This window comes from Ruegeria sp. CJ6, assembly GCF_056536665.1.
Genome location: NZ_JBQFQB010000004.1, coordinates 480,330 through 501,668 on the forward strand (window position 1 = coordinate 480,330; position 21,339 = coordinate 501,668).

Consider the following 21,339-nt stretch of genomic DNA (forward strand, 5'->3'; position numbering starts at 1 on the left):
GTGATAACGATGCCGCAGCGATTGACCAAACCCAAGAAAACCTAAATAGTATTAGAAATTCTTATACTAAGGATGAGCCGTGCTTGATCGCTATAAAATGTCACCCAGTCTTATGCGCTCGCTTGAGGTGTTCCTTGCGGTAGCAGAAACAGGTCAAATGCGGGCTGGAGCGAGCCTGCTGAGTCTGTCACAACCCGCCGCATCTCAGCACATTTCCGCGTTGGAAAAGGCGTTCGGCACGACGCTACTGGACCGCAGCACGCGACCCGCAAAACTGACATACGCTGGTGCACGACTGCACGGCAAAGCGCAAAAGATACTTGATGCTTTGTCGGATATGGAAACCGAGTTGCGCCATGTCGGTGGCCAGTCCCTGACGCTGCTAAGGGTGGGCATTCAAGCCTCCGTTGCAACAACCCTTACACCGCCATTGATCGATCTTGCGCAAAAGATGTTCAACGTCGAAGATATCACATTGCACGCCGGGCAAAGCGGTAACCATGAGCATCTCTTGCGCACCAAGCAGGCGGACCTGGCAATTACATCAAACCCTTTTTTGGACATGGACGGGCTAGAACGGCATCACATTTTGACCGAAAAATACCTCTTGGTTCTTCCTGAAGCATACAACGGGCCAACTGAAAGCCTGGAAGCAATCCAGACAAGGCTGCCTCTTGTACGTTTCGGGGATACGACCAATGCAGGACGCCAGATTGCCCAGCACCTGCGACGACTGCGCTTCGAGCCTGACAAAGTCATACAGGCAGATCGCTCCAGCATGGTGACTTCCTGCGTTTCGACAGGACAGGGTTTTAGCCTTTTGACCCCGACGCTGTTGATCGATGGTCTCGTTGAAAACATGGCTTTGCGATTGCAAGAATTGCCTGTTTCGGGTTTGTCGCGCACGTTGACGGTCGTTGCGAGGAAAGAGGAGTTGCAAGGCTTGCCAGCGGCCGTAGCGGAGTTGTGCAAACAAAGGCTAGCAGAGCGAATAACTCTCCACATGGGTAATATCGGAGTTAACAGTGTGGAGCTCGAGCGGTCTAGTAGCTCAGTCTATAGTTGAATGGCGGTTGGCTAAATCGCCTGACTTCAAGACAAAATAACAGAAGCAGACATTCCGTCCGCAAAGTTGGAGATGGGGTTGTCCGAATTGCGGTCGTTTTCGGCGACTTGCTTGTACGTCCACTTTGCGGACATTGCTGCCATTCGCTGTTTTGGACCCAGCAGGAGCGAAGGCCCAAACCGGACCAAGATGCGCGTGAACGGCGTAAGCCGACCTACACAGGGCTCATTAGGGGCCGCCTGATGTTTCTGCGTATTCGTTAAGCACGTCCCAGACAATTTCTTGCATCCATGCCGCCTGCACCTTGTCCGGCCCGCCCTGCGTCAGCATCGTTGGCGGCAAGCCACGCGGATCGCCGTCGTAGATCACCGCGAAATGTGCCAGTGCGATGAGATAGTTACCCATCTTGTTGGGGTGAATGCTATCTGAAAAAAGGTCGTGAATATCATTGAGCCCCGGGGCTGTGCCTGATGCAATTTCGTCATAAGCGCGAGCCATAATCAGAGGGCCAGGGATCATGTCCATTTCAGGCATCCCATCGGGCCGGTTTGCGTTGACGTGATCAAGAATGCTTTGCCACCGCACCATCTCCAGCGGCAGTCGTTCGCGAAATGTCAAATGACCTTCAGGGTCGTTGTGGCGATTTTCAGAACCCGAACCGCTTTCGATATCGACCCAGCTTGCATAGAGCACAGACCGAGCGCCATCACCATTCGCGCCATGCTCCCACGCATGGCTCGCCCAATGCAAAGCCCAGTGTTTGCTGTCATGATGGTCCATTGTGTTTGTCAGTGCGACACGTTCGGTGATTGCTAGAACGTCGTAACGGGCCATCACCTCAGGCTGACGGATATCCGGGTTACTCGCATTTTCCCATCGCCACTCCATCGGACTGCCCGGAATTGTAGCCTTGTCCAGTTTGCCGCCGCGCATACTGGTTACACGTACCATGATCTCAAGCGGACCGATGACGCCATCGGTGAGGCTATGACCTGATTGTACGACGCGTAGCGCCGGTAGCCGCTCAGAGGCCGCAGCGCCAATCCCGAACGCCATACTTGCAAAGCTTGCCAGCACTAGTGCCTTGACCCGGTTGCTTCGATGTAAATTCATGTCAATCCTGAAAGGTTATTCCTAGGAGTGTACAAAATATATGGCTGTGTGCACAAACGCGTTAGGCTCTGAGCGCATCACAAGTGAGAGTCTTGAGGGTTTTCGGATCAAAATCATGCGGCCTGACTGCGTGAGTGCGCGGGCTCAAATTGGCCATTTCTGACAACTTTCGAAATGTGTAAAGTTGGCCTAGTTTTTGCTGTCCCTGCTTAGGTGCATCTAGCTAACCAAGGTTGGCTTGAAGAGTATAGCAGCTGCCAAAACACTGCGACTAGCCGACGTAGGCTCATTTCGCTGCGAAAGACCGCTTTTCTGCCTTTAACAGCCAATGCTGCGTCTTAGCCTGATGTCTGCTTTGAGCCCTAAGCGGCCATTGCAGAACCTCGATCTAACTTCCGCTTGTCGGCAAGGAGGCAGAGATCACTGTATGACCTCTGCCTCATCACTTCATCTATTGAAGAACTCTGCTACAGCGTCCGTCGACGCCTTTACTGCCTCGGGCTTGTAGTAGAAGTCCACATGAGAGAACTCATCAAACGCCAACTCCTCATGTTCATTCGTCAGCTTCGCGACAAACTGCGTGGAGCACGGCGCTGTAAAGGCCGTGCTGCTGTAGATGGTTAGGGACGGCTGCACGATCTTATCGGCATAAGCCTCTCCAATGGAAATCAGAGACTGCATGCCCTGATCGCCGATATGCATGTTGGTATAGGTCGGAACCGCAACCGGGCCTTTGACTCCATCGCGTCCGTAGTAGTCATAGGATTCTCCGGCCATCGGGTTAACACCCGATCCAACAAATTCTTCTCGGGTTTGCTCATCATTTAGCCCAAATGGTTCGACATAATCCGGCTCGCCGGTTTCATACATCTTCTGCATCGAGGCGTTCGAGGCCGCGATTTGCTGATTGACCATATCGCGGTCGGTCCATTGAAAACCATCAGCCGCCATCATGCCCGACACCATGGCGATCTTCTTGATGCGATGATCGGTCACGGCGGCGGATGCGATGATCGAGCCGCCTTGGCAAACACCCAGACCGTAAATCTCGTCAACGAACGGCAGAGTGCCGAGGTAAGACACGGCGTCCCAGGTGTTTTCGATCAGCCGGAACATGTAGCGGGATTGCTTGTACTCTCCGGGCAGCGCAGGGGACGAGCCCATGCCGAGGTAATCGAAACCGAGGTAGATGAAACCCCGCGCGGCCATTTCCGGCCCGTAAGTAGCCGGGATCTGATCTTTGACCTGAGGGAACGGGCTGGCCCCCACGATGGCCTTGTAGGTCTTGGTCTCATCAAAGCCTTCGGGCAGGTAGAGATCGCCCGCCAAATCCACGCCAAAGGATTTGAAGGTGACTTCGTTTTTGCCCGCTGTGAGATTTTGAGTTGTCATGGTCTTGGTCCTTTCGGGATCAGGCAGCATTGCGCCTTGCTAAAGTAAATCGTTGTGTTTACTTATGGTGATGGGCAGTGTTTTGTAAACATGTCTTTTTACTTTTTGAGGCTGAAATCTTGAAGCGCACTGAAAAAAAACGAAAAGATATCATCGACGCAGCCATCGATGAATTCAAAGAACAGGGGTTTCTGGGGGCCAAGACCACCTCCATTGCCAAAAAAGCGAACGTATCGAGTCGCACGCTCTACAATCACTTCGAGAGCAAGGAGGCCCTTTTCGAGGCGATCTCACAGATCATGCTGGAGCAGAACCGGAGCATGGAGCCAGTGCCCTATGATCCGGATCGAGACTTCGTTGAGCAACTGAAGAACGCCTTGTGGCGCTACATTGGGGTGATCACCGATGAGACCGCCATCGGATTGAACCGGATGGTCATCTCAGAATTGATCCGTGACCTTGAACGTTCCCGGCAATTCTTCACTGAAACAGCAACACATGATTACCCAATAACGAGGCTGATCAGCGAAGCCATGGATGCAGGCGTGATCCGAAAGGCTGATCCGGTTCTTGCGACCAACCAGCTTCTGGCGCTTGTAAAAAACTTCTTCTTCTGGCCAGAGTTCTTCCTTGGCGAGAACCCAACGCCGAAAGACGTACTGGACGATTGTGTCGCGATGTTCCTAAAGCACTACAAAGCGGACGTTTAAACGGCCATCACGAAGAGCAGGAAAGTCCGCAGGACTGACGTTCGGCATAAGCTAAGGGAATATCGGCTTTGCCTTCTTCCTTGAATACTCGATAACGGTGCGGGTTGAGCAAATTCGCAACCAGCCTTGTGCAAAGAAGACAGATTCTAGCCCGCACGGGCGAGCCTTACGCCCCGCCCTTTGCTAGGATGTCCCGCTTCCAAAGAGGTTGCAGGTTGCTGTAACCGCAAAGTTCGATGAGGTGCTCCAAAGACCGAGCAGCCGAAAGAGGGGTAATGTGGTCGACCTCGCATTGACCATACCGATCCCATGTCATGCCATCCAAAAACTGGAAGTCTATGTGCCGTGTTAATGTGTCCTTGGAGCAGCCAACCGAATTGGTCGGTTTCGCTCAACCCTTTGGAACTTGTCCCGACCGATATAGCGCCGACCTAAACATTCGGTACGACGGAACGGTTGCCCGACATCTCCGATCCCGCTCTACTGTTTTTTCGGCATTAAACTGCACGCATTGGCGATTGCTGACGTACCGTTCGAGCTAGCGCATCTGGAGACTGCGACCACCCTACATTGTATCAAGGCGATCTAAGCAAGTTCTACGGTGGCCAGCTTTGCCATGATGTCATCGGTCTGTAGGTGGGTATAACGCATCAACATCCGCAAATCCCGATGCCCGCTGATCATTTGGACCTGCGCCAGCGACGATCCACTTTCCACAAAGCGTGACACCGCCTCGTGCCGAAGATCATGAAATGTCGGGTCAACCACACCTGCCCCTTGCCTGAGATGTTCAAAGACTAATCGCACAGAGTTACCAGACAGGGGCAAACACCGGTCGTCTTTGCTTGGCAGGTCCATCAATACGGCTACGGCATTTGGGCTGAGGCTGTTTTACGATTGTTGCCGTAGCCCATATCTCCTGTGTTGGAGACATCTTTTCCGTTTAAGTGCGGCGGACACAGTTTCCCGAGCAGCACAGCAGCAAGTGTTTTTCGCTTAAGCCTTGATACACTGCGGGGAAAGAATGGTGGGTGATGAGAGACTCGAACTCCCGACATCTTCGGTGTAAACGAAGCGCTCTACCAACTGAGCTAATCACCCGTGAGGGCTCATGTAGCTAAGCCCGTGCGTGGGTGCAAGAGGGTATAGCACAATTTCTTTTGCAAAATTGCGCAAGGTTTCAGATCAGCGATTAGGCAATGGGGCGCGGTTCCCAATCGAGCAAACTCATGTGTCATATCGTGGTTGAATAGCGAAATGCGAATATCGCTGTTCAGACGAGGCGGATCAGACACGTTGTTTAGCGATTGAGCGCTCTACCTCGGGAGTTTTCGGTTTTAGAGAAGCGCGACAGCATATTGATCTTGGGTTGGGCGATTCTCGTTTTCCACCGAATTCTGAGTTCAATATGGGCCGTAGCTTTGGTTGTAAGGCCAAAGGGCCTTGCCTGCCACGTGTTGCCTCCGATATGCCCAGAGGGATTGCAACCCTCTGATCCGGAGGCAAAGAATGACGGGCGCCTGTCGCTGTCTGATCGCAGCTTTGGCCTTCTGCGCGATACTCGCTGCCCCGGTTCGGGCCGAGGGCGTGCTGGTATTTGCCGCCGCCAGCCTCAAGACCGCACTGGACGGGATTGCCAGAAGTTATGAGGCTGAGACCGGGCAAGAGGTGACGGTGTCGTACGCGGCCTCCTCGGTGCTGGCGCGGCAGATACAAGCGGGGGCGCCCGCCGATCTGTTCATTTCGGCCAACGAGGATTGGATGGACGTGCTGCAGGATGAGGGCCTGATCGATACCGCTTCACGTATTGAGTTGCTGGGTAACGGGCTGGTTTTGATTGGTGCGCCGGGGGCTGACACGGCCGAGATTGAGGCGGGGTTTGACCTGAGCACCCGTCTAGGCAGTGGGTATCTGGCCATGGCTTTGGTCGATGCGGTGCCTGCGGGCATCTATGGCAAGGCCGCGTTACAGGGTCTGGGACTTTGGGGCGATGTTCAGGACCAGATCGCCCAGACGGACAATGTACGCGCCGCGCTGGCGCTGGTTGCGACGGGGGCGGCGCCTTTGGGCATTGTCTATCGCTCGGACGCTGTGGCTGATGAGCGGGTCGGGGTCATCGGTGTCATCCCGGCAGATATCCACCCGAAGATTGTGTATCCAGCAGCCCTGACTTCTACTGCAGAACCTACGGCGCACGCGCTTTTGACCTATTTGCAAGGCAATTCCGCACGGGCCGAATTTGTGAGGCAGGGGTTCTCCCTGCCCGAAGGGTAGTACGATGGGATGGTTGGGCCCGGCAGAGATGGAGGCATTGCGCCTGTCGCTGCGCGTATCGTTCTGGGCAACGCTGATCACGTTGCCCTTTGGGATTTTCATTGCCTATGCGCTTGCGCGCTGGCGGTTTCCGGGGCGCCAGTTGCTGAATGGTCTGGTTCACCTGCCACTGATCCTGCCGCCGGTGGTAACCGGCTATCTGCTGCTGCTGACCTTTGGGATTCAGGGGCCGTTGGGCGCGCCTTTGGCCGAGCTTGGGATCGTTTTTGCTTTCCGATGGACTGGCGCTGCGCTGGCTGCCGGGATCATGGCCTTTCCGCTGATGGTGCGCGCGATCCGGTTATCGATCGAGGCGGTAGACCCAAAACTGGAACAGGCAGGCGCCACTTTGGGGGCGTCGCGTCTGCTGGTCTTTGGAACGGTGACGCTGCCAATGATCCTGCCTGGGGTCATTGCGGGCGCGATCCTGGCGTTTGCCAAGGCGATGGGAGAGTTCGGGGCCACGATCACCTTTGTTTCGAACATACCCGGTCAGACGCAGACGTTGCCCTCGGCAGTCTATGCGTTCTTGCAGGTTCCAGGGGGTGAGGCGGCGGCGACTCGGTTGGTGATCATCTCGATCATCGTCGCCATGGGCGCGCTTTTGCTGTCGGAATATGTGGGCCGTCGTGTGGCCAAACGCGTGGCCGGATCATGAGCCTGTCCGTCCGCCTGCAACACCAGCTGCCCGGGATGAAGCTGGACCTCGATTTCGACGCACCTTCCGGTGTAACGGTTCTGTTTGGGCGTTCTGGTTCGGGAAAGACGACGGTGGTGAATGCAGTCGCGGGGCTATTGAGGCCCGAGGCCGGGCGGGTCGCGGTCGGCGATTGGGTGTTGTTCGACACGGATCGTGGGGCATGGCTGCCGCCACATAGACGGCGCTTGGGCTATATCTTTCAGGAAGGCCGTCTGTTCCCGCATCTGACCGTACGCCAGAACCTGAATTATGGTCGCTGGTTTGCACCGCGCGGGGCGCGACGCGAAAACCCGGATCGGGTGATCGAGATGTTGGGTGTTGGCCATCTGCTGGACCGCCGCCCAGCGATGCTATCGGGGGGTGAGAAACAGCGCGTCGCCATTGGCCGAGCCCTGCTGGCCAGCCCGCGCCTGATCCTTGCGGATGAGCCTCTGGCCGCGCTCGACGACGCGCGAAAGGCTGAAATCCTGCCCTATTTCGAACGGTTGCGGGACGAGGTATCAGTCCCGATACTCTATGTGACCCATTCGGCGGCCGAGGTTGCCCGGCTTGCAACGTCCGTGGTTGCGCTGCAGGACGGGCGTGTCGTGCGGCATGGTCCCGCGTCCGATGTTCTGTCGGACCCATCTGTGGCCCCCGCAGGCGTGCGCGCGGTGGGGGCCGTTTTGCGGGTCCGTGTTACGGCGCATCACGACGATGGCCTGTCCGAACTTGATGCCGGCGGCGCACGTCTTTACCTGCCTCGGATTGCCCATCAAATCGGCGAAGAGCTGCGTATTCGTATTCCGGCGCAAGAGGTGATCCTGTCCAATAGACCACCCGAGGGTCTTTCAGCCTTGAATGTGTTGTCGGGGCAGGTCGAGGCGATCCGGGCAGGTGAGGGGCCCGGTGCAATCGTGTCGGTCAAAACAACTGCGGGTGTTGTGCTGGCGCGCGTGACCCGACGCTCGGTCGCGGCGCTGGGTTTGCAGCAGGGCAGTACATGCTATGCGGTGATCAAGACCGTCGCGCTGGCTCCGCAGGATGTCGGGGGGCGGGTTGTCTAGGACCTAGGCAAGCGCGCGCGCCTCATGTTCGCGCAGGATCAGCCGCGCAGCAAGGCCGAAGCCGATATGTTCGTCCGAGGCGCGCTCGGGGAATATCTCGGCGAGTTCCTGGAGCGCGTCAGAAGACAGCGTGTGGAGGGTTTCTTCACCCAGAAACAGGCTTTCGGCCTGAGCTCCTTCGGCAAACAAAATCTCGTGCCTGTCAAGCAGGATATGCAGGTATTCGACCGGCTCATCACCGGTATCAATATCTATTCCCGGCCACGAGCACAGATGTTTGGCGGCGACCAACACTTCGGGCGCGCCAAACAGCATCTCGACCTTGGGGCCGCGGATCAGGAGGCGATGCTGTTGAGACACCAGCAAATCGCGGGATGGAACACCGGGTCCCAGACTGCCTGCGGTCACACGCACCGGGCGCATCGCAGGATTTGCGCGCAACCGCTCGGGCGACATGGGGCTGCTTTCGATCCAGCGGATCGGCTGTATTCCGTGATCGGCAGTCAACACGTCGTCATCCACGCTCAGGGTCTCAATGGCGCGCTGGCCTTCCGCCGTTTCAATCAGAGTACCTGCGGTAAAGCATACGCCTTCGATAGTGATATCAATGATCTGGGTCTGGGTTCCACTGAAGGTGAAGAAACCATTGGCGAAATTGGCGGTGACCGTCACCTCGAACGAGTCCAATTGGATTTCTCCGTCATCGAGGCTATCGAAGAAGGCCGGGTCGACGGAATAGGTCCATGTGCCGTTCGCATCTATTGAGGCGGTGCCGAAATCCGGTTGATCTGAGATTGCCCAGGTGGCCCCGGTGAAGGTCCCGAAATCCGATGTTGCGGTGACATCGAGGTCACCCGAGGCGACATTCGGAGGAAAGCCGGTCACGTCGCCCGTGATATCGCCCGATATGGTTACAACCGAAGTCATCCGTTTTCCTGCTCGAGCGTTCTGGCAAATTCGGCATCGCGGTAAAGGCGCATATGCACCTGTTGCTGGTCATCGCGTGTCCATTCGACGATACGTTTTGTGGATAGGTCGCTGCTGAGACGATTGGTGCGCACGCGTGGGTGCGGGATGTCCCGTTTCAGCATGTCGACGATCTGACGAGTTTGGCCGAAGGGTGCCACCATATCGATGATCCAGAAGGATGAGCCACTGGCGAAATCGACATCTCTCAGCGGCTCTTCCTTCACCGCATAGCGATATTCGGCTTCCGGGCTGAGACCGGCAAATGTCACGAATCCGCGCGGAAAGCCGTTTTGGCGGAAGATGTGATACTGGCCCAATCTCAGCGGCGTTTCGAACGCATAGAGAACCTGCGCCAAACTGCGGTTACGATGCGTTTTGGTCAGGGCAGCCAGATAAAATAACGCACCGAAGTCGGCGTATTTTTCACCGGAAAGATCGAACCAGTCTTTGGGAAATGACTTTTCCACGGGCCACTCTGGAAACTGCTGATGCAGAGATCATAGCGCACCACATATTCAAAGAAAGAATTTTCACTCAAGTTGATGTGTTACGGGTTGAGTTAGACCTGAGGCCCGGTTTGACTATATTGATTCGTATAGGCTGGTTGGTCCCACGTCGTCTCAGCCGTGATCGCGTTTTTCATAGGGTGTTTTATATGCGTTTTCTTACATGCCTCTCTCTGACAGCCATCATACTGGCCCCCACCATTGCGCAGTCTCAGGGCGTTGGTTTTGGCTATAAACTAAGACCGCAGTTCAGAACCCAGATCACGCCGCTAAAGGATGGAACCTACGAAGTGAAGCCCGTCGGTGGATCCTCGGCCGCGGTCACCTATTGGTGTGGAATTGGGGATTATGCAGTTCGCACATTGGGAGTTTCAAACTCGCAGCGGATTTATGTTTCCAAAGCTTACGAGAAAGGTGTTCGCACAGTGCAGTTTTCGCTAACTCCACCGCCCGGCGCGGATACCAATCCGGGATATTCTTTGACCGTCAACAGGGTGGGTGAGAACCTGTCCGCCGCTTCGGCGCAAAACTACTGCTTTGATAATTCCATCGATATGGGGTTTTAGCGGTCAGACCCATTTGGCCAAGGGCGGCAGACTCATCAGAACAGCATCGGGGTCGTGCCCGGTTTCCAGACCAAACTTGGTGCCCCGGTCATAAACCAGATTGTATTCGGCATAGAGCCCACGATGCACCAGCTGGGTGTTTTTGTCCGCGTCGTCAAAGCTTTGCACCCGGCGTTTTTCGACCAGAGGCAGAAAGGCGGGCAGGAAGGCGCGACCGATGTCCTGCGTCAGCGCAAAATCCGCCTGCCAGTCGCCGGTGCAATAGTCATCCATGAAGATCCCGCCGACACCCCGAGCGCGCTTTCGGTGGGGGATATAAAAATACTCGTCAGCCCAATCTTTGAGGCGCGGGTAGTGGCCGGGTCCGTGCGGGTCGAGATGCGCTTTTTGGGTGGCGTGGAAATGGGCGGTGTCGCCGTCATATTCGATGCAGGGATTCAGGTCGGAGCCGCCGCCGAACCACCAGGCATGTGGGGTCCAGAACATCCGGGTGTTCATATGGACCGCAGGCACATGCGGGTTCTGCATATGGGCCACAAGGCTGATGCCCGAAGCCCAGAACCGGGGGTCGTCCTTCATCCCCGGAATACCCTTGCGCGCGGCCATCGCGTTTTGCGCGCGCTCACCCAGCGTACCAAAGACGGTTGAGACATTAACGCCCACCTTCTCGAACACGCGGCCCCCGCGCATCACCGACATCAGCCCGCCGCCCGCGTCGGAGCCATCGTCAGACTGCCGTTTAGTTTCTTTGACTTCGAACCTTCCCGGCTGAGAATCCGAGAAGGGGCCTGAGGTGTGGCTGTCTTCCAACGCTTCGACGGCGGTTACGATGTCATCTCGCAACTGGCGGAACCAGGCAGCGGCGGTGGCTTTTTCTTTATCGAACATTGGGATCAGTGGGCCGGGGCTGCGACAGGGTCCAGCAGGGTGCGGCCTCCGTCAATGGTTAGAATTTGGCCTGTCATGAAGCCCGCAGCGTCCGACGCGAGAAATTGCGCGGTTTCGACCAGTTCGTTCGGAGCGGCAATCCGGGAAAGCGGAGTATGTTTTTCGATGTCGTCCCGGAAATCTCGGTTTTCTTTCAGCGTTGACTGCAATGAGGCGCTCATGACCGATCCTAGTGCGATGGAGTTTACGCGAATGCGGCTGGGCGCAAGTGCAACCGCCAACGAACGTGTCATCTGATCCAGCGCAGCGGTCGAAACGGAATAGGCCATCAGATCGGGATGGGTGCGGCGTGCGGCAATCGAGGACAGGTTGATGATTGACCCGGCAGGGTTCTCATCGTCTCCATCAGCCTGTTTGATAAATCGCTTAGCCACTAGTTGGCTCAGTCGCAGCGCGGGCATCAGGTTCTGGTTCAGCAATGTGCGCACGGAATCGTCATCGGTGTCCAGCGGGTCCGACGGGATCACCTGCCGCGCACCATTGATCAGGATATCAACCTGATCAAACGCATCTAGCGTGGCCGAAAGCAGATTGGCTATGGTCAGCTTTTCACGCAGGTCACCGGCGAAATAACGGATGTTGCTGTCATCCGCCTGTTCGCCCAGCTCATCGGACAGGCGCTTTTCATCCATATCGGCGAACATGACATTGGCGCCTGCATCGGCAAAGTGCCGTCCGATGGCCAGTCCGATGCCGTTGGCACCCCCGGTGACGATTGCGGTCTTGCCCGCGATGGAAAAGGACATGCGAATCCTCCTGAGTTCTGGCGCAGGTTAGCGGGCCTCAGCCCCGAGGGCGAGAGGCATGGAAAACCTTGAAGCGGTTGTCTCCTGCCACTTCGTCAACACGGTCGAAAGCCTCGGCCAGCGTGGCCTCGTAAGGCAGGTGGCGATTTGCAACCATCCAGAGTTGACCGTTGCGGGTGAGGTTGCGTGCAGCACTGGTGATAAAGCCCTGGCCCAATGTCGGGTCGGCGCTGCGCGAGGTGTGAAAGGGCGGATTCATGATCACCATGTCCAGCGGCTCGGGCGCGCTCCATTTGGTGGCGTCGGCCCAGTGGAACTGCGCACGGGGGTCGGTGACATTGGCGCGGGCACAAGTAAGGGCGGTGTGGTCGGCCTCAACCAGATGCAGGCTGCGCAAGGTGTCGTCGATCAGCATGGCGGACAGAAAGCCCCAACCTGCACCCAGATCAGCGATGCGCGTGCCGCGCTTGGTTGGCAGAGACTTCAGCAGCAGGGCCGAGGCAGGATCGATACCATCGGCGGAAAACACACCGGGCGCGGTATGGAAGCCGTCAACCATTTGGTTTTCAGGCGCAGCCCAGTCGGCAAAGGCGTCCGCATCAGACTGAAACCAGAAAATCTTGCCATGTGCCTTCGAGATTGGACCCTCGATCGCGACCCGCTTGCGGATGTCTTTCAGCAAACTGTCGACGCCATCGGTTTTGGCCCCGTCCACCACGATGACCCCGCTGGCGCGGCTGCAGGCCTGATGGATCAGCGCCCGGGCCAGCGCCTTGGCGCGCGGTAGAAACACGACCGCATCCTGGCAAGGCGCGTCACTATTGGGCGTAGCGACAAAGCCCTGCGTGGCAAAGTGATCGTGGAATGGTTTGAACGGTTGCACCATCTGCGCCTCGCGCGGAAGGTCCGACAAATCGTGGTCCGGGGTGGGCGCCAAGACAGTCAGCGGTTGCGACAGGCTGAGCCCGCTGTTCAGGGCTAGATCAAGGCGAGAGGACATGGCCGTGCGTTATTCTTCGCGTTCCATGGTGCATTGCAGCGGGTGCTGATGCCTGCGCGCAAAATCCATGACTTGCCCGACCTTGGTCTCGGCAATCTCATGGCTGAACACGCCAACCACGGCGACACCTTTCTTGTGGACGGTCAGCATGATTTCAAACGCTTGCGCATGGGTCATGCCGAAGAACCGTTCCAGCACATGCACTACGAACTCCATCGGTGTATAATCGTCATTCAGCAACAGCACCTTATACAGCGGCGGCCGCTTGGTCTTGGGGCGCGTTTGCACCAGGACCGACGTGTCGTCGTCTTCGTCGTCCTTTTCAGACATGATCCACTGGTGTTTGCGCATTGCTGTAAGAGAATCTCGATTAACACTACGAATTGTTTCCCGGCTTATATAACGTCACGGTGGCCAGAGAAAAGAGCAACCGGACGGAAATGCGATGCGGGACAAGCTGACAACAATCGGGTTCGATGCAGACGATACCCTTTGGCATAACGAGCGTTTCTTCCAGCTGACTCAGGCATATTTTGCCGAATTGCTGGCCGATCACGCCGATCACGATCACCTGATGGAACGTCTACTTGCCGCCGAAAAGCGCAACATCCAGCACTATGGGTATGGCATCAAGGGCTTTACCCTGTCGATGATCGAGACAGCGATTGAGGTGACGGAAGATCGCGTACCGGCGCGCGTCATCCGCCAACTTGTTGAAGCGGGGCAGGAGATGCTGGCACATCCCATCGAACTGCTCCCCCATGCGCGCGAGGCCATCGAGGCGGTGGCCAAGACGCATAAGGTTCTGCTGATCACCAAGGGCGACCTGATCGACCAGGAGCGCAAGCTGGCGCAATCCGGATTGGGTGAGCTGTTCGATGGCGTCGAGATCGTGAGCGAAAAAACGGCGGCGACCTATGCGATGATTTTTGACCAGTACGGTGATGGACCCGACGCTTCGATGATGATCGGAAACTCGATGCGTTCTGACGTGGTGGCCCCAATCGAAGCCGGGTGCTGGGGCGTGCATGTCCCGCACGGGTTGGTATGGGAGGTCGAGCAGGCCGAGGTCCCAACTTCCAACCCACGGTTCCGCGAGTTGAAGGATTTGGGTGATCTTTCAGCTTTGATTGATCAGATTTCCTGACCTGTTGCCGTTTGACATCAGTCACAAAAAATTCGATGACACGGCTTGCCTGAAATTCGGCACAATCGCCTGTATGGTGTTCGGGCGCGCATGAAACACCATATGTAGCGTGAATCTGACTGTGTATATGATCCACTCAAACGCAGCTTTCAGTTTCTTTAAACCCGTCCCTGTGTTAGCCTGAAGAATATCAAAATAAAAATTGCTGACCGGGAAAACCCGGCGGCGCGAGGCAGACAGAGGCAAAGATCGTGCAGATTCGGCGGACAGTTCCGGCCCGAATGGGCTTATTACTTATAGCATTTCTGTGGCTGCTTTCATTTGCACCACTTCAGGGCATGGCGGCCCCTTACGCGGCCATGGTGATCGACGCACGCACCGGAGAAGTGCTGCATTCCCGCAATGCCGACACGCGGTTGCATCCGGCATCTCTGACCAAGATGATGACGCTGTATATTGCGTTTGAGGCCGTGCGGAATGGTGAGATCACGTTGGACACTCAGGTGCGCATCACCAAGGCGGCAGCGGCTGAGCCGCCCTCGAAGCTGGGTTTGCGCACTGGGCAGCGAATCGCGTTTCGCTATCTGATCCGGGCGGCGGCGGTGAAATCCGCCAATGACGCGGCAACCGCGATCGGCATCGCCCTCAGCGGGTCCGAGGCGGCGTTTGCTCGTCGCATGACCCGCACCGCCAAGGCGATGGGGATGAGCCGGACCACCTTCAAGAATGCCCATGGTCTGACCGAGTCGGGGCATTTGTCGACCGCGCGGGATATGACCACGCTGGGCCGTCACCTGCTGTATGATTACCCGCAGTACTACAACCTGTTCTCGCGCCAATCGACGAATGCCGGGATCAAGACTGTACCGAACACCAACCGCCGCCTTTTGGCAGCCTATCGGGGCGCCGATGGGATCAAGACCGGCTATACCCGCGCTGCAGGGTTTAATCTGGTTGCTTCGGCCAAGCGCAAGGATGAACGTATCATCGCGACCGTCTTCGGTGGCAAATCAGGTGCATCGCGCAACGCCCGGGTGGCCGAGCTTTTGGATATGGGTTTCCGCCGTGCCCCCTCGCGTGCGCCAATCCGTAAGCCCGCCCGCCCGGCCTATGCAGGGAATGCAGGTCTGGGTAGTGCACAAGTGGTCGCCCAAGCGGGCCCGCCGAAAAAGAGCCTGCGCCCGGTGTTGCGCCCGGTGGCGAGCGAAACGGTTCAGGTCGCGGGGTCGGTCGCCGCAACGGCTGAAAAAGACAACACCCGGATTCAGGACGGTATCGCTGCTGCGATTGCAGCAGCAGACATAGCACCGTCGGATGGCGCCAAGCCTTCCGAAAACGTTGTGCTGGCCTCGGTCGAACCGGCCAAACAGCCCGAGCCTGAACCCGAAGTTGTGACCCGCTTGTCCACTTCCGGCGGTCACCTTTGGGGCGTCAATGTTGGCCGCTACACCACACGGTATGAGGCCGAGAAGGTTCTGTTGAAAACTGCGCTGTCGGAAATGACCACTTTGGAAGGCACTTTGCGTAAGGTGAACCAAAGCTCGCGTGGGTTTGACGCGACGTTTCAGGGCATGACCCGCGAGCAGGCTGATCTGGCCTGTCGTCGGTTACAGGCGCGCAATGTCACGTGTTTCATGATCGGGCCGTCATAAGACCCGGCATTCTCTCCTGGATGGGCCTGGGCTGCGATGACCTCGCAGCCCATTTTTTATGGCAAATCAATCGAAGACGTGGCCGTGCTTGTACTGTTCATCTTGCCCGGCCGCCGCAGTTAAGGCTGCAACGTTATCCTTGGTGAAGAAACCGTCGTAGTGATGACAACGTTCGATGTATTCGGTGATCAGCAGCGTGTGTTTCGAGTGCTTTGAGAAGATCTGTTTCAGGTTCGGATCATCTTTGCATTCCCCGACCACATGGGCCAGGAACGGAACGCCCTTGTCTTTAAGAGTGTTGACCACGAAATCGACATTTTTCTCACCCGCGCCATGGTCGCCGTCCTGAATTTCAACCGCCATGTGGTGCAAGCGTCGTCCGAAATTACGCACGAAATCCTCGGTTGGCATCGGCAATTGCTCGAAAGAGTTCACGAACGACGGCGTGTTGTTAGCAGTAAAGACCTTGGCAGGGGATTTCTTGTCGTCATCCACATTGGCATTGCGATTCACATTGGTCGACGAGTTCATGTCGAAGATGTTGTACGCCCCCCAGAAGTAATAAGGCACCATGGTCAGAAATTCGAGGATCGCGTCCTCACGTTCCCCGGCCAGAATGCGTGTCGCCAGATGGTCGATCCCCAGCATCAGTGGTGAGATATTGCTTTCGGTCCCAAAAGCGGCGGCCTGATCCAGCTTGACCTGTTCCGCATCACTCAACAGCACACGGTCACCCAGTCCCAAACTGTCTGTGTCGTTGAAATCCAGCGTGGAATAGCCGACGCGATTGCACGTGAAATCCGATGGCGTCGTAAAGCGGTATCCTTCCAGCGTGTAGAACGGATTTTCGGTGTCCCCAGAATATTCGAACCGAATATTCTGATCCTCCAGCGATCCAGTCAGCGCCTTCAGGTCGATGGCACCGTAAATCTCACCTACATATCGCGTCTGCGGCTTACCGCGCGCCAGCGGGTACATACGATTGATACGCGGGATGAAATCCTCGAATGCCGGGCTGAGCGGAGCCATCAGGATCAGCGCCGGATAATCGGCATGTGAATGCATCACCGAGAACTTGTGTGTCTGTCCCAAATAGCTGGCGGTGTGGCGATAGGGGGTCATCACATAAAGCTCGACCAGCGTGTCAAACAGCGCATCTGTCTCGACTTGAATGACAATGGCCCGCATCGCACCGACCTGATCCGCAATGCCCGAGCTGATGCGGCGCTCGTAAATCCTGGGAAGATATTCGGTGAAGAAGTCCGAGTTCTTCTTGTCGCCCCTTGGCTGGTAGGACATCAGATCAAAAGACATAGGCTCACCTCCTTGCGGCGCGTTGCTTGGATTTGTGGTAGTCAGATCATGCACTTGCCGCGATGCTAGGCGCAAAGCTTTGCTTGGGCAACAGCCTGTTCAGAGAAGCATCAGATGGAATGCTTGGTTTACACGTGCGAATGTGAACTTCGGGTCGGGCACGCCTAATCAGCAGTAATCCCGTACTTGAAGGCTAAGTCGCCAAGAACTGTGCCTTTCTGTGGTCCGTTTGCGTGAAAGAAACGTCTCACATTGGCCTGATAGAAATGCGTCACACAGGTTTTGGGAGTCGATACGTCGCCTATCGATATCCCTTCAGAGAAAAGCATGTAGCCTTTGGTGTTCCCAATCGGATTGAAAACCTCGTGGCTGAAGGCTTTATCGATATTATCGGATTTCTGGAAAACATGATTAAGAAGATCGGGCCCGAATGTAGTCTGTCTGCTGGTCACAATTTCGCGGCGTTCGCGGCCAGAGAATTGTCTTGCCTTTTTGGCGCGGCGCGGTGGAACCCAATCGGGAATAGCCTCGGGGTCCAGAGCAATCTCAAGCAGTTCTGACAATTCCTGAGACTCCGAGGGGACTCGCAGAACATTGTTGTTCAATAGCTTCGATTCCGCGTCCGCCCTGGCAAGAATGATATCCGTATCCGGCAGGGGCTGAAGCGCCACGCAATCGCAATCTGCCCAGATATAATTAGTGTCCCGCATTAGAATGAGCCTGAATATGTCGGATGCCACTCGAGGAGTCGTGCCAAGCTTGGTCAGAATCTGCGAATCCAAAACCTCCCGATAGTCTCGGAGCGGAAGGTCGCTCTCGGTTTCGCGCAGCGACTCCTCGCAGAACAGTTCTACGGGATGCCCGATATCCTGAAATGTTTTGATCGCGACTTTGTTGAACCATGGCAGTTCATTGCCAAGCCACAGAAATCCAACTGTTTTCACCGCCACCTCGATCGAAGATTTAATGCATCTGGGACATTCAGGGAATGTTGGTCAACATTAGTAGTCATGTTCGCGGGGGCAAGTAAGAACGCACTTTCTGAATGAAATAGCATGCTTGTGCATCTAAACACGGCCATTGAAGCTGGGATATATCCGAGCAGGCGAATGATCGATCAAGGATAAGCGCAGTTTCAGGTAATTAACATGACGCTCTAACGGATGAATTTTGTGACCTCGACTCCGCCCGCGATCAGGTTCTCGCGCACCGAGTGCGCGATCTGAACTGCCGTCGGGCCATCACCATGCAGGCAGATCGTATCGATTGAGGTCTCAAGGCGTTTGCCGGATTTGGTGATGATGGCGCCTTCCTTCACCATTTCCAGAATACGTGGTCCGGCCAGCGCCGGATCATGGATCACGGCTCCCGGCAGTGACCGATCCACCAAAGTGCCATCGTCATTATAGGCACGGTCGGCAAAAATCTCGCCCACCCATTTGCAGCCCAGCTCGCGCACCGCTTCTTCTTGTTTGGTGACCGCCAACACCATGATGATGATGTCCGGGTCCACGTCCAATGCACCCTGATAACAGGCCCGCGCCATATCGATATCGACCGAACACATGTTGGCCAGCGCCCCGTGCAATTTCAGGTGACGTACTTCGGTGCCCACCGCCTTGGCCATACCGATTGCCGATCCAAGCTGATAACGCACCAGATTGCGCAAACTGTCATGGGGCACTTTCATGTTTCGACGCCCAAATCCCTGCAGATCAGGAAAACCGGGATGCGCACCGATGCCCACACCGTTCTGGGCTGCCAGAGCCATGGTCTTGGCCATCACATCAGGGTCACCCGCATGAAAGCCACAGGCAATATTGGCCGAGGTGATGATCTTCAGAAGGCTTTCATCATCACCCATCTTCCACGGGCCAAAGCTTTCGCCCATATCGGCATTCAGATCGACGCTCGGCATCGCAATAATTCCTTATTCGGTGGCAGAGATCATTCCGCTGATCAGTTGGTAGGACAGGAGGTCCGGGATGTCATGCGGATCGCGGACCAATGGTTCAACACGGGCGGGCAGGCGGGCAAGGTCGGCCTTAAATGCGGCTTGCAGCGTGATGGCTTGTTCCAGTGTTACGAATTCGAAGCGCACCTCGCCTCCCGCCGGGGTCTGTGCAGCACGAGGCAGATCACAGGGCAGAACGGTTGCGATGCGCGGGTAACCTCCGGTGGTCTGGCACTCGGGCAGTAGGATGAAGGGCGCACCGGTGCCGGTCATCTGTATATCGCCGGGGGTTATGACTTCGGACAGTATGTTCAACTGACCCTTGGCCGCGAAGCCGTCACCTTCACTATCCAGCTGCATGCCCATCCGGTTGGCTCGGGCGCCGCGGCGGAATGTCGTTTGCGTAAACCGTGCCAGCGTCTCGTCATCGAACAGTGCAGTTTGAAAGCTGGCCACAACCCGCAACGTCCCACCTGAAAACCGATCCTCCGAACGCAGCTTCAGGCCGGTCTTGCCGGTTTCCGTCGCTGGCAGCTGATCACCCGCTTGAATAGCACGCCCGATCCTTGCGATCAGATGGGCCGCGCGTGAGCCCAGCGTCACGTCGGTCCCGATCCCGCCACCCAGATTCAGATACCCGTAACTGCCCTGCAGCACCGACCCGACTACCAGCCGCTGCCCAGCCTCCATCTGATGCGAGGCATTCCACAAGACGGGGCTGCCATCGATACTGGCCTGCATCGGTGCGCCGGTCAGCGCGATGGCGGTTGGTGCGGTTGCCTCAAACTCACCACCCATCCCCGCCATTTCGAGGGCGGCGCTCGTTGGGGTGTTACCAAGCAACGCGGCCCCTTCATAAAGCGCCGCTATATCTGCGGCACCCGAACGCGACAGGCCTTGATCCAGATACCCGGTGCGCCCTTGATCCTGAACCGTGCAAGCTGGGCCGATGCGATGGACGATCAGTGTCATGTCGTGATCTCCTCGCAACTCGCACCACCAGAGCCATCAGTGCAGGTTGTACGGATATCCTCAAGCTCCTCGCGCGAGACTGAGATGAATTGCATCTCATCACCGGGGTTGAGGGCAAAACTTTGCTCCATGTCCGGACGAAAGCAACGAAACGCGGTTTGTCCAACATGACGCCATCCGGTTGGGGTTGGCCCCGAGAACAGGACAAATTGCGAAATTGCCAAAACCAACGCCCCTTCAGGTACCATCGGCGTCAGCTCTTTCAGGCGTGGAATGTTGAATTCGGGTCCGAGTGGCCCGAGATAAGGTTGGCCCGGCGCAAATCCGATGGTTAAAACCCGCACACGCGATTGGCTGAGACGATCAATAGCGTCCGCTGGTGACAACCCTGCTGCCAATGCCGCGTCTTCTAGCTGTGGCGCAAGATCGGAACCGTAGACCGTCGGCACTTTCCAGAATCGTCGCCCCGCAGGCAAAGGTGCAGCGTACCAATCGCGACTGACCAGCATAGCCCGCAGCAACTCTTCGATGTCATGATGCGACAGGCTTAATGGATCAAACCTTATAAATGCAGATGCCAGCGAGGCCGAAGTCTCAAGCACGCCGTCAATCTGCTGCGCCTCGACTGCGCCCCGAAACGCCAGGGCGGCGCGGTTCGACGGCTCGGACATGGTTTGCGCAAAGGTCACCAACAGACCGTCAAATCCAACGGTTCGCAGCAAGGGAAACTTAATGTCATTCGTCATATCAAGGTCACAGGCGTATCGGGTTTGCTTTGAAAAGACCTGAGCCTATCCATAGACAATGCGCAAGGCCCTGTAAGGCCAACTTGCATTGCGCCTGGCGCCGCCGATATCGGGTGCGATTCCGGGATTGGAAATGAATCGCTGATTGCCGTCGAGTCGGTATGGTCTTGTGGGTGACTGTAGTGTTCTCACTATATGTTGGGTTTGAACCAACAAGCACTGATACCTAGGCGGAATATCTGGTGTGCTTGAAGGATGATTTTCGCCGATTTCTATGAGGTGAGTGCCGCTCAACTATTTGAAACTATTTCTTAAAAAATGAATTTGAAGTTTTTTGCGATATTCTTGAATTTTCCACTTGCGCGTTGAATGCGTAAGGCATAGAACGCCCTTCACCGGCGCTGCTGAGGTGCTGGGACGCGGTGGAAGCTGCGGAGACGCTCGGGAGAGACTGGGGGCATCTGAGGTTTTTGATTGGG

General features: G+C 56.3%; 22 protein-coding genes and 1 tRNA gene. 8 read left to right on the plus strand and 15 right to left on the minus strand.

Features of this window, described 5'->3' with window-relative positions:
• Positions 1-112 precede the first annotated feature (112 nt).
• Positions 113-1,066 (plus strand): LysR family transcriptional regulator, encoded by a 954-nt coding sequence (locus tag ACR0BT_RS14670; protein WP_170396112.1) that lies wholly within the window; start codon positions 113-115, stop codon positions 1,064-1,066.
• Between the two features lie 228 nt (positions 1,067-1,294).
• Here the strand turns inward: ACR0BT_RS14670 and ACR0BT_RS14675 are convergent, their stop codons facing one another.
• Both ACR0BT_RS14675 and ACR0BT_RS14680 read right to left on the minus strand, forming a co-directional pair.
• Positions 1,295-2,179 carry a hypothetical protein gene (locus tag ACR0BT_RS14675; protein WP_170396022.1) on the minus strand — a complete coding sequence of 295 codons (885 nt, stop codon included), beginning with the start codon at positions 2,177-2,179 and terminating at the stop codon, positions 1,295-1,297.
• 447 nt (positions 2,180-2,626) lie between these two features.
• Positions 2,627-3,571, minus strand: a complete 945-nt coding sequence (locus ACR0BT_RS14680) for an alpha/beta hydrolase (protein WP_170566494.1) — start codon at positions 3,569-3,571, stop codon at positions 2,627-2,629.
• Between the two features lie 77 nt (positions 3,572-3,648).
• Here ACR0BT_RS14680 and ACR0BT_RS14685 point away from each other — a divergent pair, with 77 nt between their 5' ends.
• Complete coding sequence (locus tag ACR0BT_RS14685) at positions 3,649-4,281, plus strand: TetR/AcrR family transcriptional regulator (protein WP_480763477.1); 633 nt, start codon at positions 3,649-3,651, stop codon at positions 4,279-4,281.
• A gap of 585 nt (positions 4,282-4,866) precedes the next feature.
• Here ACR0BT_RS14685 and ACR0BT_RS14690 read toward each other — a convergent pair.
• Both ACR0BT_RS14690 and ACR0BT_RS14695 read right to left on the minus strand, forming a co-directional pair.
• Entirely contained in the window at positions 4,867-5,139 is a 273-nt protein-coding gene (locus ACR0BT_RS14690; RefSeq protein WP_480763478.1) for a tyrosine-type recombinase/integrase, read from the minus strand.
• Between the two features lie 167 nt (positions 5,140-5,306).
• Positions 5,307-5,382, minus strand: a tRNA-Val gene (locus ACR0BT_RS14695).
• Between the two features lie 408 nt (positions 5,383-5,790).
• Between ACR0BT_RS14695 and modA the strand changes: the two genes are divergently transcribed.
• The 3 genes from modA to modC are packed head-to-tail and all read left to right on the plus strand — an operon-like array spanning position 5,791 to position 8,340.
• Positions 5,791-6,555 carry a molybdate ABC transporter substrate-binding protein gene (modA, locus tag ACR0BT_RS14700; RefSeq protein WP_480763479.1) on the plus strand — a complete coding sequence of 255 codons (765 nt, stop codon included), beginning with the start codon at positions 5,791-5,793 and terminating at the stop codon, positions 6,553-6,555.
• A gap of 4 nt (positions 6,556-6,559) precedes the next feature.
• Positions 6,560-7,252: a molybdate ABC transporter permease subunit gene (modB, locus tag ACR0BT_RS14705; RefSeq protein WP_170423885.1), complete on the plus strand. Its 693-nt coding sequence runs from the start codon at positions 6,560-6,562 to the stop codon at positions 7,250-7,252.
• A complete protein-coding gene (gene modC, locus ACR0BT_RS14710; RefSeq protein WP_170396032.1) occupies positions 7,249-8,340 on the plus strand; it encodes a molybdenum ABC transporter ATP-binding protein in 1,092 nt (363 codons plus the stop codon). Before modB ends, modC begins: the two co-directional genes overlap by 4 nt.
• Before the next feature lie 3 nt (positions 8,341-8,343).
• Here modC and ACR0BT_RS14715 read toward each other — a convergent pair whose 3' ends face one another.
• Both ACR0BT_RS14715 and ACR0BT_RS14720 read right to left on the minus strand, forming a co-directional pair.
• Positions 8,344-9,267 carry a Hint domain-containing protein gene (locus ACR0BT_RS14715; protein ID WP_480763480.1) on the minus strand — a complete coding sequence of 308 codons (924 nt, stop codon included), beginning with the start codon at positions 9,265-9,267 and terminating at the stop codon, positions 8,344-8,346.
• Positions 9,264-9,776: a toxin-activating lysine-acyltransferase gene (locus tag ACR0BT_RS14720; RefSeq protein WP_170408881.1), complete on the minus strand. Its 513-nt coding sequence runs from the start codon at positions 9,774-9,776 to the stop codon at positions 9,264-9,266. Before ACR0BT_RS14720 ends, ACR0BT_RS14715 begins: the two co-directional genes overlap by 4 nt.
• Positions 9,777-9,964: 188 nt before the next feature.
• On the opposite strand from ACR0BT_RS14720, the gene ACR0BT_RS14725 reads away from it, so the two are divergent.
• On the plus strand, positions 9,965-10,381 hold the full coding sequence (locus ACR0BT_RS14725; RefSeq protein WP_170396038.1) for a hypothetical protein: 417 nt from the start codon (positions 9,965-9,967) through the stop codon (positions 10,379-10,381).
• Between the two features lie 3 nt (positions 10,382-10,384).
• Here ACR0BT_RS14725 and hemF read toward each other — a convergent pair whose 3' ends face one another.
• The 4 genes from hemF to clpS are packed head-to-tail and all read right to left on the minus strand — an operon-like array spanning position 10,385 to position 13,426.
• A complete protein-coding gene (hemF, locus tag ACR0BT_RS14730) occupies positions 10,385-11,269 on the minus strand; it encodes an oxygen-dependent coproporphyrinogen oxidase (RefSeq protein ID WP_480763481.1) in 885 nt (294 codons plus the stop codon).
• Positions 11,270-11,274: 5 nt separating this feature from the next.
• Positions 11,275-12,075 carry an SDR family NAD(P)-dependent oxidoreductase gene (locus tag ACR0BT_RS14735; RefSeq protein ID WP_170408883.1) on the minus strand — a complete coding sequence of 267 codons (801 nt, stop codon included), beginning with the start codon at positions 12,073-12,075 and terminating at the stop codon, positions 11,275-11,277.
• Positions 12,076-12,112: 37 nt separating this feature from the next.
• Positions 12,113-13,075 carry a class I SAM-dependent methyltransferase gene (locus tag ACR0BT_RS14740; protein ID WP_480763482.1) on the minus strand — a complete coding sequence of 321 codons (963 nt, stop codon included), beginning with the start codon at positions 13,073-13,075 and terminating at the stop codon, positions 12,113-12,115.
• 9 nt (positions 13,076-13,084) lie between these two features.
• Positions 13,085-13,426, minus strand: coding sequence for an ATP-dependent Clp protease adapter ClpS (gene clpS / locus ACR0BT_RS14745; RefSeq protein ID WP_170396046.1), 342 nt, complete (start codon positions 13,424-13,426; stop codon positions 13,085-13,087).
• 94 nt (positions 13,427-13,520) lie between these two features.
• Between clpS and ACR0BT_RS14750 the strand changes: the two genes are divergently transcribed.
• Together ACR0BT_RS14750 and ACR0BT_RS14755 are read left to right on the plus strand one after the other, a co-directional pair.
• Positions 13,521-14,222 carry an HAD family hydrolase gene (locus ACR0BT_RS14750; RefSeq protein ID WP_170396048.1) on the plus strand — a complete coding sequence of 234 codons (702 nt, stop codon included), beginning with the start codon at positions 13,521-13,523 and terminating at the stop codon, positions 14,220-14,222.
• Positions 14,223-14,503: 281 nt separating this feature from the next.
• Positions 14,504-15,874, plus strand: a complete 1,371-nt coding sequence (locus tag ACR0BT_RS14755; protein ID WP_170396050.1) for a D-alanyl-D-alanine carboxypeptidase family protein — start codon at positions 14,504-14,506, stop codon at positions 15,872-15,874.
• 66 nt (positions 15,875-15,940) lie between these two features.
• On the opposite strand, the gene ACR0BT_RS14760 is transcribed toward ACR0BT_RS14755, so the two are convergent.
• The 5 genes from ACR0BT_RS14760 to ACR0BT_RS14780 form a co-directional block, all read right to left on the minus strand.
• On the minus strand, positions 15,941-17,188 hold the full coding sequence (locus tag ACR0BT_RS14760; RefSeq protein WP_223117608.1) for a hypothetical protein: 1,248 nt from the start codon (positions 17,186-17,188) through the stop codon (positions 15,941-15,943).
• 164 nt (positions 17,189-17,352) lie between these two features.
• Positions 17,353-18,138 (minus strand): hypothetical protein, encoded by a 786-nt coding sequence (locus tag ACR0BT_RS14765; protein WP_170627318.1) that lies wholly within the window; start codon positions 18,136-18,138, stop codon positions 17,353-17,355.
• A gap of 206 nt (positions 18,139-18,344) precedes the next feature.
• On the minus strand, positions 18,345-19,106 hold the full coding sequence (locus tag ACR0BT_RS14770) for a 5-oxoprolinase subunit PxpA (RefSeq protein ID WP_170514124.1): 762 nt from the start codon (positions 19,104-19,106) through the stop codon (positions 18,345-18,347).
• Between the two features lie 12 nt (positions 19,107-19,118).
• On the minus strand, positions 19,119-20,114 hold the full coding sequence (locus tag ACR0BT_RS14775; protein ID WP_480763483.1) for a 5-oxoprolinase subunit C family protein: 996 nt from the start codon (positions 20,112-20,114) through the stop codon (positions 19,119-19,121).
• The gene (locus ACR0BT_RS14780; protein WP_480763484.1) at positions 20,111-20,860 is read right to left on the minus strand and encodes a 5-oxoprolinase subunit B family protein; all 750 of its coding nucleotides are present in this window, start codon (positions 20,858-20,860) and stop codon (positions 20,111-20,113) included. Before ACR0BT_RS14780 ends, ACR0BT_RS14775 begins: the two co-directional genes overlap by 4 nt.
• Positions 20,861-21,339 lie beyond the last annotated feature (479 nt).